Annotated in this window: 17 protein-coding genes and 1 other annotated feature; of the genes, 6 read left to right on the forward strand and 11 right to left on the reverse strand. The window is 37.5% G+C overall.

Translation table 11 applies throughout. From position 1 onward, the window contains the following. Positions 1-144 precede the first annotated feature (144 nt). Positions 145-813 (reverse strand): adaptor protein MecA, encoded by a 669-nt coding sequence (mecA, locus tag H9648_RS16205; RefSeq protein ID WP_191754863.1) that lies wholly within the window; start codon positions 811-813, stop codon positions 145-147. Between the two features lie 324 nt (positions 814-1,137). Here mecA and H9648_RS16210 point away from each other — a divergent pair, with 324 nt between their 5' ends. Continuing rightward, positions 1,138-1,806: a TerC family protein gene (locus tag H9648_RS16210; protein ID WP_191754864.1), complete on the forward strand. Its 669-nt coding sequence runs from the start codon at positions 1,138-1,140 to the stop codon at positions 1,804-1,806. Between the two features lie 92 nt (positions 1,807-1,898). Here the strand turns inward: H9648_RS16210 and spxA are convergent, their stop codons facing one another. From spxA to H9648_RS16220, 3 genes are all read right to left on the reverse strand, one after another. Then, positions 1,899-2,297, reverse strand: a complete 399-nt coding sequence (gene spxA / locus H9648_RS16215) for a transcriptional regulator SpxA (protein ID WP_066245987.1) — start codon at positions 2,295-2,297, stop codon at positions 1,899-1,901. A gap of 340 nt (positions 2,298-2,637) precedes the next feature. Continuing rightward, complete coding sequence (locus H9648_RS20915) at positions 2,638-2,772, reverse strand: hypothetical protein (protein ID WP_255548976.1); 135 nt, start codon at positions 2,770-2,772, stop codon at positions 2,638-2,640. A 34-nt stretch (positions 2,773-2,806) separates the two neighbouring features. Continuing rightward, positions 2,807-3,421, reverse strand: coding sequence for a GNAT family N-acetyltransferase (locus tag H9648_RS16220; protein WP_191754865.1), 615 nt, complete (start codon positions 3,419-3,421; stop codon positions 2,807-2,809). A gap of 129 nt (positions 3,422-3,550) precedes the next feature. Here H9648_RS16220 and H9648_RS16225 point away from each other — a divergent pair, with 129 nt between their 5' ends. The 3 genes from H9648_RS16225 to H9648_RS16235 all read left to right on the forward strand — a co-directional run bounded on the left by H9648_RS16225 (position 3,551) and on the right by H9648_RS16235 (position 6,255). Continuing rightward, the gene (locus H9648_RS16225) at positions 3,551-3,730 is read left to right on the forward strand and encodes a hypothetical protein (protein ID WP_066393124.1); all 180 of its coding nucleotides are present in this window, start codon (positions 3,551-3,553) and stop codon (positions 3,728-3,730) included. A 95-nt stretch (positions 3,731-3,825) separates the two neighbouring features. Further along, a complete protein-coding gene (locus H9648_RS16230; protein ID WP_191754866.1) occupies positions 3,826-5,586 on the forward strand; it encodes a UbiD family decarboxylase in 1,761 nt (586 codons plus the stop codon). A 129-nt stretch (positions 5,587-5,715) separates the two neighbouring features. After that, on the forward strand, positions 5,716-6,255 hold the full coding sequence (locus tag H9648_RS16235; RefSeq protein WP_191754867.1) for an HD domain-containing protein: 540 nt from the start codon (positions 5,716-5,718) through the stop codon (positions 6,253-6,255). A gap of 41 nt (positions 6,256-6,296) precedes the next feature. On the opposite strand, the gene H9648_RS16240 is transcribed toward H9648_RS16235, so the two are convergent. The 6 genes from H9648_RS16240 to H9648_RS16265 all read right to left on the reverse strand — a co-directional run bounded on the left by H9648_RS16240 (position 6,297) and on the right by H9648_RS16265 (position 13,181). Then, complete coding sequence (locus H9648_RS16240) at positions 6,297-7,148, reverse strand: DegV family protein (RefSeq protein WP_191754868.1); 852 nt, start codon at positions 7,146-7,148, stop codon at positions 6,297-6,299. A 130-nt stretch (positions 7,149-7,278) separates the two neighbouring features. Beyond that, positions 7,279-8,277 (reverse strand): ABC transporter ATP-binding protein, encoded by a 999-nt coding sequence (locus tag H9648_RS16245; protein ID WP_191754869.1) that lies wholly within the window; start codon positions 8,275-8,277, stop codon positions 7,279-7,281. Then, a complete protein-coding gene (locus tag H9648_RS16250; protein WP_191754870.1) occupies positions 8,277-9,296 on the reverse strand; it encodes an ABC transporter ATP-binding protein in 1,020 nt (339 codons plus the stop codon). The genes H9648_RS16245 and H9648_RS16250 overlap by 1 nt, the downstream gene beginning before the upstream one ends. Before the next feature lie 16 nt (positions 9,297-9,312). Further along, positions 9,313-10,335, reverse strand: a complete 1,023-nt coding sequence (gene opp3C / locus H9648_RS16255) for an oligopeptide ABC transporter permease (protein ID WP_191754871.1) — start codon at positions 10,333-10,335, stop codon at positions 9,313-9,315. Between the two features lie 2 nt (positions 10,336-10,337). Next, positions 10,338-11,264, reverse strand: a complete 927-nt coding sequence (opp3b, locus tag H9648_RS16260) for an oligopeptide ABC transporter permease (RefSeq protein WP_191754872.1) — start codon at positions 11,262-11,264, stop codon at positions 10,338-10,340. Positions 11,265-11,501: 237 nt separating this feature from the next. Then, positions 11,502-13,181, reverse strand: coding sequence for a peptide ABC transporter substrate-binding protein (locus H9648_RS16265; RefSeq protein WP_191754873.1), 1,680 nt, complete (start codon positions 13,179-13,181; stop codon positions 11,502-11,504). A gap of 431 nt (positions 13,182-13,612) precedes the next feature. Between H9648_RS16265 and H9648_RS16270 the strand changes: the two genes are divergently transcribed. Both H9648_RS16270 and trpS read left to right on the forward strand, forming a co-directional pair. Further along, complete coding sequence (locus H9648_RS16270) at positions 13,613-13,984, forward strand: DUF3899 domain-containing protein (protein ID WP_191754874.1); 372 nt, start codon at positions 13,613-13,615, stop codon at positions 13,982-13,984. A 26-nt stretch (positions 13,985-14,010) separates the two neighbouring features. Next, positions 14,011-14,261 (forward strand) — a binding site (T-box leader). Between the two features lie 58 nt (positions 14,262-14,319). After that, the gene (gene trpS / locus H9648_RS16275) at positions 14,320-15,309 is read left to right on the forward strand and encodes a tryptophan--tRNA ligase (RefSeq protein WP_191754875.1); all 990 of its coding nucleotides are present in this window, start codon (positions 14,320-14,322) and stop codon (positions 15,307-15,309) included. Positions 15,310-15,617: 308 nt separating this feature from the next. On the opposite strand, the gene H9648_RS16280 is transcribed toward trpS, so the two are convergent. Then, the gene (locus tag H9648_RS16280) at positions 15,618-16,364 is read right to left on the reverse strand and encodes a YjbA family protein (protein ID WP_191754876.1); all 747 of its coding nucleotides are present in this window, start codon (positions 16,362-16,364) and stop codon (positions 15,618-15,620) included. Between the last annotated feature and the right edge of the window lie 55 nt (positions 16,365-16,419).

Consider the following 16,419-nt stretch of genomic DNA (forward strand, 5'->3'; position numbering starts at 1 on the left):
CACACTCATCATAATGAACGATGATTGCAGAAACTTCACTTCTTCATTTTCTCTAAATCGTTATTGAAATGATTGATTTCTGATAAAAACACTCAGTAAAAAAAAACAAAAACCGATTTCAAGGTAGCTGAAATCGGTAATATCTTATAATTTAAAATATTGTTGTACGTGCTCTAATGCTGCCTCAGAAACAATTGTTTTTCCATACTCTTGTATACGGTAAACAGATAGATCAGAGTCATTTCCGTATTCCAATAGTTGGGCTAAAAGATCGTCTTGTTCGCGATCTGAAGTTTCCACATTAAATGTCACATACAAATAATATTTACCCTCGAAATGAAACAGCGAATTCTCAAAAGACGAAGAATCAATCGTATGACTTAAAGAGATAACATCTTCAAAGTCACCAAAAGAAATGAGGAAGGATAAATAGTCTTCTTCTGTTTCTTCTAATTCATCAAAATCTTCTTCTACTTGAAACTGTTGATCTAATATTTGTTCAATATTCTGATCAACGGGTAAATCCAATTTATCATCGCCTATAGGAAGCTCAATCTTTTTACCATCTTTGGACATTTGAGCACGAGTTACAATTATTTCAAGACCTTTATCCAGAGCCTGAACTTGAATCCACAGTGGACCTTCTAATGGAAACTGCTCTTGCTGATGTGCTTCGTCCATCATTTCCCAAAAGAGTTCTTCTCCTCTTTCGCGATCAGACCATATTTCTTCACGATCGAAACCGCGATCTTCAATATCTCTGTACGTAATGAAAAATTTAATGGTGAACTCATTCACTCTTTCAATTTCCATTTCTGCTTCTCTCCCTTCTCTCCGGTTTGTTCGTGAAGGGATAAATACCCCTAGAAAAAAGCAATTCTTATTTCCAATCGTTCTCCGTCGAAAATTACATCAATCACATTTAAACCTCTTGTACCTTATTCTATGACAAAACGGAAAATATGGAAATAAAAAAGGCCTGTATAAACTGCCCTTTTTTGCACCTGTACACACGTTGAATCTTAAGCTCTCAACTTGACGGAGCAGGTCAAGCTGGACTATAATTCAAAGGTCTTTAAGGTTAACATATTGTACCATAATACAAGTGAAATTTCATTATTTACGGGGGGTTTACGTTTGGAAACAGAATTTCTGATATCATTGTTGCAGATCATTGCAATTGATATCCTTCTTGGCGGAGACAACGCTATTGTAATTGCCCTTGCCAGTAGAAACTTACCAGAAGCCCAAAGAAATAAAGCTATTTTCTTAGGAACTGGACTAGCTATTGTTGTTCGTGTAGTACTAACCATTGTAGCTGTTTATTTATTAAATATTCCATTCTTATATCTTGCAGGAGGAATTTTACTTCTAATTATTGCTTATAAGCTAATTTTAGAAGAAGATGACGAACTTGATGTTAAAGCGGGTAAGAACCTATCTGATGCTGTAAAAACAATCGTTTTTGCAGATATTGCAATGGGACTTGATAATGTACTAGCAGTTGCCGGTGCTGCACATGGAAATATCGTGTTAGTGGTGATTGGACTTTTAGTTTCAGTTCCTATCATTATATGGGGAAGTAAGATAATATTGCACTTTATGGAAAGATTCCCTGTTTTAATTTATATTGGTGCTGGAGTACTTGCTTTCACATCAGCAGGAATGATCGTTGAAGAACGAATGGTTCATTCTGTATTTGAAGGTAACGATGTTCTGAAATACGGTTTATATGTCTTTTTAGTTGTAGGCGTGATTCTTGCAGGTATCTTAACGAATACTTTCAAAAAGAAACGAGCCAATTAGCATAAAAAGAGTCCATGCGTTAAAAATGCATGGACTTCTTTTTATAAAAGTACAATAAAAAACTTCCGCTATCGGATAGCGGAAGTTTTTCTTTATTCATTGACAAGACGCTGTGCTTCCATAAGCTGAAATGTACGTACACGTCTTGGTAAGAAACGACGAATTTCGTCTTCATTATAACCAACTTGCAAGCGTTTTTCATCCAAGATAATAGGTCTGCGCAATAATCCAGGATGGTCTGCAATCAATTGGTATAAGTCTTGCAATGGCATGGATTCGAGATTGATGTTAAGTTCCTGGAACGTTTTTGAACGAGTAGAAATAATCTCGTCTGTACCGTCCTCTGTCATTCTCAAGATTTGCTTAACTTCTTCTATTGATAAAGGTTCCGAAAAAATATTTCTTTCTTGATAAGGAATGTCATTCTCTTTTAACCATGCTTTTGCTTTACGGCATGATGTACAGCTCGGCGAAGTAAATAGTGTGACCATAGTGGAACTCTCCTTCCCCTCTCTCTGATTTAGGCACTTTAAAAAAGTTATTAAATCATTCATAGTATACTACACATTTTACATTTTCGGTAGAGGTTATACAGACTTTTGTACATTTTTACGAATTTGTCATACAAATGTAATACATCTACAAAATATTCTACACAACTTTTCCGTATCTACATATATATAGACGTATTACCCAAGAATAAGTTTCATAAAACATAAAAAAAGAATATGTTAATTAATCGTTTGTTTCATAGCGTATTTAATCATGATTAAGGTAAATCAAAAAAAGGGGCTGTCAGAAGGAGCAAACCCTCCTTTCAACAGCCCTATATTATGCGATTGTTTTCTTTACTTGTGAAGCAGGGCCTTTTCTAGAAATGCTTGGGTTAAATTTCTTAAGATTCTTCTTAAGCATTTCTTTCCATAGTTCTCGTTTTGTTTTTTTCTTCTTGTCTTTTTGTTTCATGACATTTCATCCTCCTTTAAAAAGGAAAATCGTATTACTCTGAAGCAGGTTTTCCCGAAGCATCTGTTGACTCATCATCAACGACCTCAGGCTTAGGTACTGCATTCTCTGTATCTAAAGTTAACACTTCACTTGCAGGCTGATAAGACTTGCCGTACAATTCACTATCTTTGTACGTGTGTATCTCATTATACGTCTTTTTCATGTTTTCATAAATAGTTTCTTCGGATTCTTTAGTTGGTGACCAAAAAAGAATCTCCATCTCATTTACTTCATCCGTAGCGAGTGAGCGTCTTCTGTACCCTATACTAGATGCATGTTCAAATCCTTCACGAGTGTAGAACCGTAACCTTTTTTCTGTATCTGTATCTTCATAATCGACCGGCTCAACTTCTAAGATGATCGGTTTCCCTTTTGCTTTTAACTTTTCGATAAGTTTATGGCCGAGACCTTGACCTCTAGCATCTTTTGACACAAATAAGTAATCAATAAAAACAAAATCAGTGAGTTCTACATACATCAAAACGTGATATTCGCCTTCATCTTTGTGATAGATGTCACTCTTCTCGTCTAATAATAACTCCATGTGTTCTTTAGATTTCATCTCTTCAATCGGAAAATATTGATTTAATTTCTCATACCAGTTCATTTTTTCCCCATCAGCTCCTTAGATTTTGGTGATAATATATAGTTTTCCCTCTTTCTTCCTTTGTTATCATGAGATACAATAAAGAAAGAAGTACGTGGTGAACTCGTTGTAAAAAGGAGGAGTCCTCATTTGATTTCATTCTTTACCGATTTAACCTTGTTAGCACTATGTGTTGTTGGAATCACAGCCCTGATGGGAAGCATCTCCCAATTCATTGCTGTAAAATTGTTCGGCGGTAAAAAAGTTTTTCACTTTGTGGATAAATCGAAGTCTTTTCAAGAGAACTGGAGTCCTGTTAAAAGAAGATAAAATGCGAACAACCCGTGAATTTTGGGTTGTTTTTTACATTTCAAGTCCGAACTACTTTATAATATAAGGGTAGCATACATAATAGAGGTGTACAAATGCATAGAAACCTTAGAACATTCATCAACCAATTAAGATCTGAAAAAGAAATTGTAGAGATTCATACAGAAGTTGATCCTTATTTAGAAATTCCTGAAATCCATAGACGTGTGATCTCAGAAGAAGGACCAGCTCTTCTGTTTACAAATGTTAAAGGAAAGAATATTCCAGTTGTAACAAATCTATTTGGAACGATTAAGCGAGTAGACATGGCCTTCGGTCCAAAGCCAGAGCAGCTAGTAAAAGAACTAGTTGGATCGATCGATGAATTAATGCCTCCATCTCCTTCTGTATTATGGAAGAAAAAAGGCATGATCAAGGATGTATTATCACTCGGCACGAAAACAGTAAACAAAAACAAAGCACCAGTATTAGAAACTTTTACGACGAATGTGAACATGCAGGACCTGCCGGCATTAACGGGATGGCATTTAGACAGCAATCCATTCGTAACACTGCCACTCGTATATACAGAACATCCAGATAAACATGAACATAATCTTGGTATGTACAGAATTGAGATCAAAGAAAAAAATAAGACGGGAATTCACTGGCAGATTCACAAAGGTGGAGGCTTCCATCATTATGCCGCTGAACAAAAGAATGATGCTTTGCCTGTGACGCTGTTTCTAGGTGGACCTCCTTCCCTGATGATCTCAGCGATCGCTCCTCTTCCTGAAGCAGTTCCTGAGCTTATGTTTTCATCTATGTTAATGGGAGAAAAACTAAGTCTTGCACAAGTTGATGGGCACCCTCATCCATTAATCGCAGAAGCTGAATTCGCGTTTGGAGGAATCGTTCCTCCGCATGTCCGAGAACCTGAAGGACCTTTTGGCGATCATTATGGTTATTATTCATGGGCACATGACTTCCCAGTATTCAACGTTGAAAAAATGTGGAAACGCAAAGATGCCATCTATCCTGCAACAGTGGTCGGAAAACCAAAACAAGAAGATTATTTTATCGGTGAATACCTGCAAAGATTGATGAGTCCACTTTTCCCCGTTGTAATGAACGGTGTACGAGATCTTTGGACGTATGCAGAAACGGGCTTTCATGCACTAGCAGGGGCTGTTGTTCGTGAATCATACTATAAAGAAGGTTTAGCACACGCTTTCCGTATTATGGGTGAAGGGCAGCTGACGCTTACTAAATTTCTGATGGTAACGAATAAGCCTGTAAACCTTCAAAATTTCGCTGAACTTGCTGAAGGTGTACTTGAAAGGTTCCTACCTGAACGAGACCTTTTAATTATCCATGATACTTCTATGGATACTCTTGATTATACCGGCCGAAAGTTCAATACAGGTTCAAAAGCTATTATGACAGGACTTGGAGAACCTGTCCGCGAACTTAAACGCACTTATGATGGTGGTACCATTTCAGGCATCCATGACGTTGGCGTATTTTGTGGTGGCTGTTTAACAGTAAGTGGACCATCATTTGAAGAAGCACCTGACTTTGCAGAAAAACTGCTTGAGAATGGTCACGACTCTTTCAAAGATTGGCCGTTAGTTTTCCTTGTTGATGATGCATCCATTGCAGCAACACAGGCAGAATTTTTGTGGACAACTTTTACACGATTCGATCCAGCATATGATGTATACGCGAAGAGTACGATAGACAGAAATCGTATTAAATATGAAGGAACAATCATTATTGATGCCAGAATGAAGCCATTCTATCCAGATGTGGTTGAAACTCGTGAAGATATAGATAAATTAGTGACTGATCGTTGGGAAGAGTACTTTAAAAAGTAATCCTCATTATACCTCAGCAGCAAAATAAGAAGCGATTCCGCTTCTTATTTTGTTTATTTTAGTTGATAAATTGTCCAAATGATGTTATTGTATATAACAATATACATTTTTAGAGAAAGGAGAAATCATATGCGAAATATTAGCTTACTTGATTTATATAACCATCCTCATGTACAAAAATATGTTAAGCGATCTGGAATGGTTCATGCCATCTCAACAGCCTATCATGCATACCGTATGTCTCAAAAATATGGAGTGGATCCTGATTTAGCGACAAAGGCTGCTTTTCTTCATGATATTGGTCACTATACATGGTATAAAAACGGTCATTGGGACTATGATATGTACAAAGAGAATGATATTCATGCGATTAAAGGGGCAGAACGCGCACATCGAATATTAGTGTCTTTAGGTGAAGATCGTAAAAATGCAAAAGAGATTGCTCTTGCTATTTTATTGCACACTGATTCCTATCTGCCTGCTGGCTCACTTAACCTCAATCCGTTGCAAAAAGTTGTTGCTTTAGCTGACGAAGCAGATGAAGAACCAGGCGGAAGCCACCACTATCGTACGATTAGTGATATGAAAGCTATAACCATGATCAAAAAATTAGATGAAATGGTAGATGAATATCATGAAGAAGAAAAAGTAAAACACTCTGTTTCCTAAGGAAGGAAAAGAGTGTTTTAAATATTTCTTACATATTTTTTTTAATAAGCTACAAATCCAATAGCTTTTTCACTCGAATACGTTCCGATCGTGCTTCCAAAACGAGTATAGATCACTTTTGGAAAACTAGATAATGAGAATAATTCTTCAAATTCTTTTATCACTTCATCCGTAGAAGGAAAACTATGGATAAGGTAAAGTGTCTTTTCAGGGTTTTCTTCTCTCCATTCAGAGATATATTCTTTCATTTTCGAAAGACCCTTCTTACTTCCTCTAAACTTACCAATCGTTTCAACCACGCCATCAATAATCGAAATCATCGGTTTAATATTTAACATTCCAGCGATTGCCCCTTGAACAGCAGATATTCTTCCACCTTTTTTCAAGTTTTCTAACGTTTCAAGCAGTACATACGCTCTAATGCCTGATTTCGTCTTCTCTAAGTTACTCACGATTTCACTTAATGATTTATCTTCACGTGCTAATTCAATCGCTTCATTTAATAAGATTTGTACACCACCTGAAGCGATCCCTGAATCAAGAATGATCACTTTTTCTTGTTCTTCTTCAGATAACATACTCTTTCCGATCGTTGCACTTTGAACCGTTCCACTTAAGTTAGATGAGATGCCGATGTATAGGACATCATGCCCTTTATCTACTTCCTTTTGAAAGGCTTCATAAAAAGATTGTGGAGATGGCTGACTAGTTTTAGGCAGTTCTGGTTCCAGACTCATGCGTTTATAAAATTCATCTTCAGTAATATTCACGCCATCTAAATAATGGTCTTCTCCAAATTGTACATTCAAAGGTACAACGGTTAACGAATAATCCAGTTTCTCAAGATCTATTTTAAGGTCACTTGCGCTATCCACTATAAAACTAAGGTTCATATTGTTCTACCCCATTTCTGCTTCTCAATCAATTATTAGGGATGTATAAAGAATTGTATACGCTTTACACACTTCTATTAGTTTAACATAAAAACGACCTCCTGTATTATAGGAGATCGTTTTAAATGTGTTAATTCTGTTGCTTTACAGCTTCTTCATCATAAAGGTGACATGCTACCCAATGACCTTCTCTAGCTTCTTGCCATTTAGGCTTAACAGCTGCACACACATCCATTGCGTGTGGGCAACGTGTACGGAAACGGCAGCCACTTGGAGGGTTGATCGGACTTGGAACATCTCCCTCTAAGATGATACGTTCACGGCTTCTTTCAAGCTCAGGATCCGGGACTGGAATCGCTGATAAAAGAGCTTGTGTATATGGGTGAAGCGGCTCTTCGTAAAGTTCATCGCTTGTTGTAAGCTCTACGATATTACCTAAATACATTACACCTACACGATCAGAAATATGTTTAACCATAGATAGATCATGGGCAATAAATAGATAAGTAAGTCCACGCTCTTTTTGCAGTTCCATCATCAAGTTAACAACTTGCGCTTGAATGGATACGTCTAGAGCGGAAATCGGCTCATCGGCAATAATAAAGTCTGGATCTACTGCTAGTGCACGAGCAATTCCGATACGTTGACGCTGTCCGCCTGAAAATTCATGAGGGTAACGGTTTGCGTGTTCTCGGTTTAAACCTACTGTTTCGAGAAGTTCATAAACACGATTTTCACGATCTTTCTTTGTTTTTGCTAAATCATGAATATCGATTCCTTCAGCAATAATATCCTTAACCGTCATACGCGGATTTAGAGAAGCGTACGGATCTTGGAAGATCATTTGCATTTTTCGGTTAAACTTCTTTAATTCAGAACGAGATTTTTTATCATGTACATCTACACCTTCATATACTACTTCACCTTCAGTAGCATCATAAAGACGGATGATCGTTCGACCTGTTGTAGACTTACCACAGCCAGACTCACCTACAAGTCCTAATGTTTCACCTTTATAGATATCAAAGGAAACATCGTCTACAGCTTTTAAAACACCTTTTTTCCCAGCCGGAAAGTACTTTTTAAGGTTTTTAACTTCGAGTAATTTTTCTCTCTCTACTACTGACATTAACGAGCACCCCCAACTAATGCCTCTTCAGGCGGTTCAACTTTTGGAGCTCGCTCATCAAGTAACCAGCAAGCTGCTTTGTGTGATGAAGTAACATTAGTTGCTTCAGGCATATGATCCACACATACTTCCATTGCATATGGACAACGCGCTGCAAACGGACATCCTTTCGGAGGATTCATTAGATCAGGCGGTGTACCAGGAATAGCTAATAATTCTTTAGATTCTGAATTGATTTTAGGCATTGATGCAAGCAATCCCCATGTATATGGATGCTTCGGCTTATAGAAAATCTCATCAACCGTACCTGTCTCTACTACCATGCCTCCGTACATTACGGCAACACGTTGAGCCAAGTTTGCTACTACACCTAAATCATGTGTAATTAAGATGATTGCTGTACCCGTTTTATCTTGCAGATCGCGCATCAAATCTAGAATCTGCGCTTGAATTGTAACATCTAGAGCTGTTGTCGGTTCATCAGCAATCAATACTTTAGGATTACAAGCTAGTGCTATGGCAATAACTACACGTTGACGCATTCCACCTGAAAATTGGTGAGGATATTCATCCACACGAAGTTCTGGATTAGGAATTCCTACAAGTTTTAATAGGTTGATCGAACGCTCTTTTGCTTCACTCTTGCTCATGTTTTGGTGCTTACGAAGCCCTTCCATGATTTGTTTGCCGATCGTCATCGTTGGGTTTAAAGATGTCATCGGATCTTGGAAGATCATAGATATTTCTGCGCCACGAATTTTTTCCATTTCGCGCTCAGTAGCTTTCGCTAGATCTTTCCCTTGAAAGCGAATAGCACCTTCTTTAATAGAACCAATTTTGTTAGGTAATAATCTCATTACGGCTTTGGAAGTAACAGATTTACCAGAACCTGATTCTCCAACGATTGCAAGTGATTCACCTTTATCTAATGTAAAGCTAACTCCGCGAACGGCTTTAACTTCTCCCCCATACGTATGGAAGGAGACATGCAAATTATCTAACTCTAATAATTTTTCCATTTAAAAAATCTCCTTCCTATCTTCTCATCTTAGGATCTAGTGCATCACGCAAGCCATCACCTAGTAAGTTAAAGCTGATCATTAAAATACACATAATAGAAGCCGGATAGATTGCTAAGTGTGGATAAATTCTCAACGATCTAAATCCATCTGCAATCAATGCACCTAATGAAGCAGTTGGCGGCTGAATCCCTAGACCGATGAAGCTTAGGAAAGCTTCGAAGAATATCGCGCCAGGAATCGTAAAAGTACTCGTTACGATAATGGCACCTAGCGTATTAGGTAACAAGTGTTTTGTAATCAACCTGCCACTAGTTGATCCTAGTGTTTGTGATGCAAGAACGAATTCACGATCTTTTAATGCTAATATCTGAGCACGAACGATACGTGACATTCCAATCCAACCCGTAATAACGAGGGCTAGCGTGATCGATAATATTCCCGGATCGAGTATGATAATGAACAAGATAATTACCACAAGATTCGGAATACCATATAGAACTTCAACGACACGTTGCATTGCATTATCTACTCTGCCGCCATAAAATGCTGAAATTCCTCCGTAAGCTACACCCACGATTAAATCAATAGTTGCTGCTAAAAATGCGATATAAAGTGAGATTTGAGTACCTTTCCAAACACGTACCCATTGGTCACGTCCAAGTGGATCTGTACCAAACCAGAAATTTTGATCTTTCGCTACATTTTTCATTTCATACTGATCTACACCGCGAATATCGACTCCATCTACTCCAAGGAATCCAATTTTCTCTAGTCCAGGAATCTTTGGAGGAAGATTGGCTCTCATCAGCTCTTGATCGTCCATACCATACTTACTTAATGATGGGGCTATAAGAGAGAACACGATGACGAATACAATTGCGAAAAGTCCGATCATCGCTCCTCTGTTTTTTCTTAAACGTCTGAAAGCATCTTGCCAAAAACTTAAGCTCGGCTTGGAAATCTCTTCACTCTTGTTAGCATCTAAATTTGCACGACGAAATAAATCTGGTGTAAGTTTTCTTTCTGACATGCTCATTCTTATTTACCTCCTGCTACACGAATACGAGGATCGATGATTCCATAAAGAATATCCACGATCAAAATGATGACTACGATTAAGAAACTATAGAAAATTGTAGTACCCATGATAACTGGATAGTCATTTAAGTTAATACTTTTTACGAACTGTTCACCGATTCCTGGAATCGCAAAGATGTTCTCGATAACTAGTGAACCAGTAATTAGTCCTATAGCCATAGGTCCTAAAATCGTGATGATTGGGATCATACTATTACGTACACAGTGCTTAATGATGACTTCTTTTTTGCTAATTCCTTTAGATCGAGCCATTAATATATAGTCCGTACCTAAAATTTCAAGCATTTCAGTTCGCATAAAACGAGCAACAGTTGCGATTACTCCAACGGATAAAGAGAATGCAGGCAAGATGTGATATTCTGGACCATCCCAAAATGCTACAGGCAGCCATCCTAATTTTACACCTACGTAATATTGTAAAAGACCTGCAAAAACAAAGGATGGAATTGCAATACCGAAAACAGCTACGATCATGGCACCATAATCTACAAATGAATTGTGTCTAAGGGCGGCTATAATACCTAGAAACAACCCTATAAATGTACCAAAGATTAAAGCCTCGAAACCTATCGTTGCTGATGGTCCCATACCATTTGCAATCATAGAGTTAACGGTACGTCCGTCAAACTGAAACGTATATCCTAAATCACCCTGTGCCAATTTACCTAAATAATTAATATATTGAACAGGCACCGGGTCATTTAACCCGTATTTTTCGTTTAGAGCATAACGCTGGGTCTCAGTTAACTTTTCTTGATTGTTAAATGGAGAACCCGGTAGTAACTTCATTAAAAAGAATGTAATTGTTGCAATGATCAGCAGTGTAATAAACATGGAAAACACACGCTTAGTTATATAACGCAACATTACACGCACCTCCCCCAAATGTTTCAAACTTAATATTTTGAAATCTTTCTGTAATATCTATCTTAAGGGACAAAATATTTTATATCAATAGAAAATATTTTTTTTTCGACATTTTCTGATTTCTTTTGATATTTCCATATATCTGCCAAATATTGTTTTCAAGGCAAAAAGGAGAGTACATGTCAGGAATACATGTACTCTCCTGAGAAACACTATTTACTATTTTTTACTAACTGCTTATTGCTTTCCTTCAATATAAGCCCACTTGTAAGAAGTATCTGCTCCGAATAAGTGATGAGCAAGTCCTTTTACGTATGGCTTTTGAAGTCCAGTTACACCACGTTGATAAAGTGGAGAGATCGCTTGATCTTCGAAAAGAACTTTCTCTGCATCAAGCATCATTTGCCAACGCTTCTTCTCGTCTGTTTCTTTCTTAGCGCCTTCGATTAACTTGTCATACTCAGGGTTTGAATATGCCATTTGGTTATGAGCTCCATCTGTTACGAACATGTCAAGGAACGTCATTGGATCTTGGTAGTCAGGACCCCAACCAGCATATGAGAAGTCATACTCCCCTTTTGTTTCAAGGTCAAGCTTTTGTTTGAACGGTTGTGCTTTAATGCTAACTTTGATTCCAGGAAGGTTCTTTTCAAGTTGGTTCTTGAAGAACTCACCCATTTTCTTAGCGCCATCTGAATCGTAGTTTAATAGTTCAAGCTCTACAGAATCTTTTCCAACTTCTTTTAGACCAGTAGCCCAAAGTTCTTTTGCTTTTTCAAGGTTGTACTCACCAAAGTTACCGTTCGTTTTACGGTAGTCTTCACCATCTGGACCAGGAGTGAACTCACCAGGAACTAGATAGTAAGCTGGAGTAGAACCGTTGTTAAGAAGTACATCTACCATTGATTGCTTATCATAAGCCATGTCGATCGCTTTACGAATGTTTGCATTCTTAAGTACTTCTGATTTTTGGTTTAAACGTAGGAAGAATACTGTTGCTTCACCACGCGTGTATAGGTCATCGTTATCTTTATATTGATCAACATATTCCATGCTTAGACCAGCGATATCTGTTTGACCAGTTTCATAAAGGTTTACACCTGTAGCAACGTCTTTAACGATCTTAACGTTGATCTCATCTAGCATTACGTTGTCTTTATCCCAATAGTTATCGTTCTTTTTATACTGCCATCCTTCGTTGTGTTTCCACTCGTTAAGTACGAAAGGACCATTGTATAATAATGTATTAGATTCTAATGCATACTTATCAGCTTGCTTTTTAACAAACTCTTCTTTTTGCGGGTAGAACGTTGCAAACCCAGTTAGTCCTAGGAAATAAGGAGCTGGAGCTTCAAGAGTTACTTCTAGAGTTGTATCGTCAACTGCTTTAACACCTAATTGATCCACTTTACCGTATAATGGGTCACCATCAGTTTGGATCGCGTTAGCGTTCTTAACAGGTCCCATGATGTAAGCATACTCAGAAAGTGTATCTGGAGTTAATGCTTTTTGCCAAGCGTATACGAAGTCTTTCGCTACTACTTGTGATCCATCGCTCCATTTAGCGTTTGGATTTAACTTAAATGTGTAAACTGTTCCATCTTCGTTTACTTCATGTTTTTCAGCAACACCTGGAGTTGGTTTGTTGTCTTTATCAAGACGGTATAAACCTTCCATTACGTTATTCATTACTTCAAAAGATACTGAATCAGTTGCTTGTGAAGAATCCATTGAAGGAATTTCCTCTCCATCAAGCAAGTTAAGTACTTGTGGCTCACTTGGCTTTTCAGTTGCTTTCTCGTCTTCGCCGCCTTTAGAATCGCTTGCCTTGTCTTTGTCTCCACCACTACAAGCAGCTAAGAACATGCTTAGTACAAGTACTAGCGTAAGAAGCAATGACCATTTTGACTTCTTCATGAGTCGACCTCCCCTTTTTATCCTGTTAAATTGTTAGCAGATAAAAGCATCAAGAATTATCAGACATTTTCATCTACAACTTCGATTATACAAGTTTTCAAACAATTGTGCATTTATTTTTTTTTAAGAGTTTTACAAAAAGCCTATTATATTTACTTTTCCTTAACAAAAAATAGGTATATAGACCTATTACTAAACAGGGGTTATTTTCTGATAATTCTACAAATTTTACCAAAATTATGTGTAAACTAGCATGAATATTACATTCTCGATTTTTTGTGAGGATAGAACATGCTTCACTTTGTAAGATAATTCGTCATTTTTATATTTCATTTGTTACAATGGGGATAAAGTCTGACGGTATATATCAAAAAATATGGTACATTTTATGATGTTTATGGAGTAATTCTTACTAGATGGAGGCATTTTTAATGAATTTACTTTTAAAGAGGATCTTGTTTATATCAGCATTTCCAATCTTTTTAGCACTAGGAGTTAGTTTGTTTACTTCCAGACCTTTTACCCTTGAAAAATACGTAAATACTTTATTTTATTTTTCATTGTCGATCGCTCTTTTCGGTCTTGCCCTTTATGTAGTTAAAGGTGGTTTCTTTGATTTTTTTTCCTACAGTTTCAAAAGAGTAGCTAAGGCTTTATCAAGAGCTCCAGAAATTGACGATGAGATTTCATTTAAAACAAACTTTCAATTATCAGAGCGAGTAAATGTTTCTTATATGAAATCATTTCTTTATAGTGGCTTACTTTTATCATTCATTACGATTGCCGTTGCATATCTTTTGTAATTTGTGTATACTACAAAAAATAAATGTTATATGCGATGAGAAAGAAGAGTACATGATGTGAAGCTCTCAGAGAGCCTGTGGTTGGTGAGAACAGGCAGTGAATCATGATGGAATGGGCTTTTGAGCATTCTGACCGAACCTTTATAGTAGGCTCAGGCGTGTAGATGTCCGCACGATATAATGGACAGCGTATCGGTTCTTCACCTGTACGTGTTAAAGTGATTTTCGGTATGTATGAAAATTATAAGGGTGGCACCGCGGTCCATTCGTCCCTTGCATGAGGCGACGAGTGGGCCTTTTTATATTGATTTTTAAAAACAAAGGAGAGATGAATCATGTCTGTAATCTTCTCAGGCATTCAGCCGAGCGGAAATTTAACGATCGGCAACTACATTGGAGCGATGAGGCATTTTGTTGAACTTCAAAATGAACACGAATGTTATTTCTGCGTGGTTAATCAGCACGCTATTACAGTGGCACAAGATCCGGTTGAATTAAAAAGAAACAGCCGAAATTTAGCTGCTCTTTATTTAGCTGCAGGAATCGATCCCGAGAAATCGACAATTTTCATTCAATCTGAAGTTCCTGCTCATACGAAGATGGGATGGATGATGCAATGTGTTACGTATATTGGCGAACTAGAGCGCATGACACAGTTCAAAGATAAATCAAATGGAAAAGAAGCTGTATCTGCAGGATTATTAACCTATCCCCCTCTTATGGCAGCAGATATCCTTCTCTATAACACAAGTATCGTTCCAGTAGGAGATGATCAAAAACAGCATCTTGAGTTAACTCGAGATATCGCTGAACGCTTTAATAAGAAGTATCGTGATATCTTTGTGATTCCAGAGCCTCGTATCGCTTCGGAAGGTGCAAGAATTATGTCACTTGTGGATCCTGAGAAAAAGATGAGTAAATCAGATCCAAATCAAAATTCATTCATCTCTATGCTTGATGATGAATCTGTTATCTTAAAGAAAATTAAGCGTGCTACTACTGATTCAGAAGGTGTAGTTGCTTATGACAAAGAAAATAAGCCAGGCATTTCAAACCTTTTAACGATCTATTCACAGTTATCAGGAGAAAGCATCAAATCTCTTGTTGAGAAATATGAAGGAAAAGGATATGGCGACTTTAAACAAGGTGTTGCAGAAGCTGTCATTAATGCTCTTAAACCTATCCAGGAAAAATATAAAGAATATTTAGCATCAACTGAGTTAGATGACATTCTTGATCGTGGTGCGGAAAAAGCCAACTTTGTAGCGAATAAAACGTTAAATAAAGCAGAGCGTGCAATGGGATTAGCTCGTAAGAGAAATTAATAACGGATTCTGAGGCGTTTTCACAAAATTATATAGACGAAGCAGTCAATAACAATAAGCCAGTGGAGAAAATCGTTGCACTTCTTCACTGGTTTATTTATTTTAGACTGTTTATTGCAGAGGGTACTCATATTTTTTGAATGAAATTCGTTTCGTATGGAATCCCTCATAAACCTCGAGAATAGCTCGTTTCCAGCGAGCTTATATTCCACTCATGAGGATATTGCTTACTCTCCATCTGCAGACCCTCATCCTTAACCGTAAAAAGCTGGCTCCTCGTTTTGGAGAGCCAGCTTATTTAAGTCCTTTTAGTTCACTTGAGTACCGTTCTCAAGCTCCCAAATCTTTTCAAAATACGGTTGTCCTTTTACTAACCGTTCACACATATCCATATGCTGTTTGGACCAACCGCTTTTCAACTCACAGTATAACGCATCCCAAGCTTCGTCAAAATCCATCCTTTGAATTCTTCCGTATTGCTCTGGCATCCACTCTGTACACCAATACCTCATCTCAGCAACATTTTTTGTTGAGTGAAGCTGATCTAAAGCCATGAATAAAAGTTGCTTCAGCTGTCTCTCTTTGCGAGTTAACCCTCGCATGCTGTCTGGATTTGGAGAAAGAATGTGATATTCCTTACTTAATTGCTTCTCACTGAACGTATAGACTTTTGTCTCGGTCTGCTCTGCCATCTCAAATACTAGCTGTTCTTGTCTTGGTATGAGTCTGCTCTTGCGGATTGGTATTCTATAACCCATCGTATCTATGATGAGAGATTTTTTTTCATCCGTAATGATAAAGCAATGTTCAAGTTGCACCCGTTGGTTGTTCTTCCTAACGTAAGCTTTTTGGTGCACCTCTTCAAGAAGGGAATCCGGCAGATCATTTAAATCGTTCTCGATATAATGAAAGAGTGTGGATTCTACTTTAATAATTGGTACTTGATCCAATAGTTCAATATAATCGTCTTTTCTCCATTCATGAAACTCACAAACGTTATAGCCGTTCTCTTCTCCTTCAAACCAGTTGACCCAAACATCACGTAAATATAACATCTGTACCCCTCACTTCTTTGCCGATTTGTATTTAAAATCAGTATAGTCAGAGGTT

The organism is Fictibacillus norfolkensis (assembly GCF_014836645.1).
In the GTDB taxonomy this organism is placed as follows: domain Bacteria; phylum Bacillota; class Bacilli; order Bacillales; family Fictibacillaceae; genus Fictibacillus; species Fictibacillus norfolkensis.

What these genes read in the sequence shown, in the direction of transcription:
- opp3b (WP_191754872.1), bottom strand. Translation starts at nt 11,264, where the DNA reads ATGTTGCGTTATATAACTAAGCGTGTGTTTTCCATGTTTATTACACTG.
- H9648_RS16265 (WP_191754873.1), bottom strand. Translation starts at nt 13,181, where the DNA reads ATGAAGAAGTCAAAATGGTCATTGCTTCTTACGCTAGTACTTGTACTA.
- H9648_RS16270 (WP_191754874.1), top strand. Translation starts at nt 13,613, where the DNA reads ATGAATTTACTTTTAAAGAGGATCTTGTTTATATCAGCATTTCCAATC.
- trpS (WP_191754875.1), top strand. Translation starts at nt 14,320, where the DNA reads ATGTCTGTAATCTTCTCAGGCATTCAGCCGAGCGGAAATTTAACGATC.
- spxA (WP_066245987.1), bottom strand. Translation starts at nt 2,297, where the DNA reads ATGGTCACACTATTTACTTCGCCGAGCTGTACATCATGCCGTAAAGCA.
- opp3C (WP_191754871.1), bottom strand. Translation starts at nt 10,335, where the DNA reads ATGAGCATGTCAGAAAGAAAACTTACACCAGATTTATTTCGTCGTGCA.
- H9648_RS16280 (WP_191754876.1), bottom strand. Translation starts at nt 16,364, where the DNA reads ATGTTATATTTACGTGATGTTTGGGTCAACTGGTTTGAAGGAGAAGAG.
- H9648_RS16245 (WP_191754869.1), bottom strand. Translation starts at nt 8,277, where the DNA reads ATGTCAGTAGTAGAGAGAGAAAAATTACTCGAAGTTAAAAACCTTAAA.
- H9648_RS16250 (WP_191754870.1), bottom strand. Translation starts at nt 9,296, where the DNA reads ATGGAAAAATTATTAGAGTTAGATAATTTGCATGTCTCCTTCCATACG.
- mecA (WP_191754863.1), bottom strand. Translation starts at nt 813, where the DNA reads ATGGAAATTGAAAGAGTGAATGAGTTCACCATTAAATTTTTCATTACG.
- H9648_RS16240 (WP_191754868.1), bottom strand. Translation starts at nt 7,148, where the DNA reads ATGAACCTTAGTTTTATAGTGGATAGCGCAAGTGACCTTAAAATAGAT.
- H9648_RS16220 (WP_191754865.1), bottom strand. Translation starts at nt 3,421, where the DNA reads ATGAACTGGTATGAGAAATTAAATCAATATTTTCCGATTGAAGAGATG.
- H9648_RS16235 (WP_191754867.1), top strand. Translation starts at nt 5,716, where the DNA reads ATGCGAAATATTAGCTTACTTGATTTATATAACCATCCTCATGTACAA.
- H9648_RS16230 (WP_191754866.1), top strand. Translation starts at nt 3,826, where the DNA reads ATGCATAGAAACCTTAGAACATTCATCAACCAATTAAGATCTGAAAAA.
- H9648_RS20915 (WP_255548976.1), bottom strand. Translation starts at nt 2,772, where the DNA reads ATGAAACAAAAAGACAAGAAGAAAAAAACAAAACGAGAACTATGGAAA.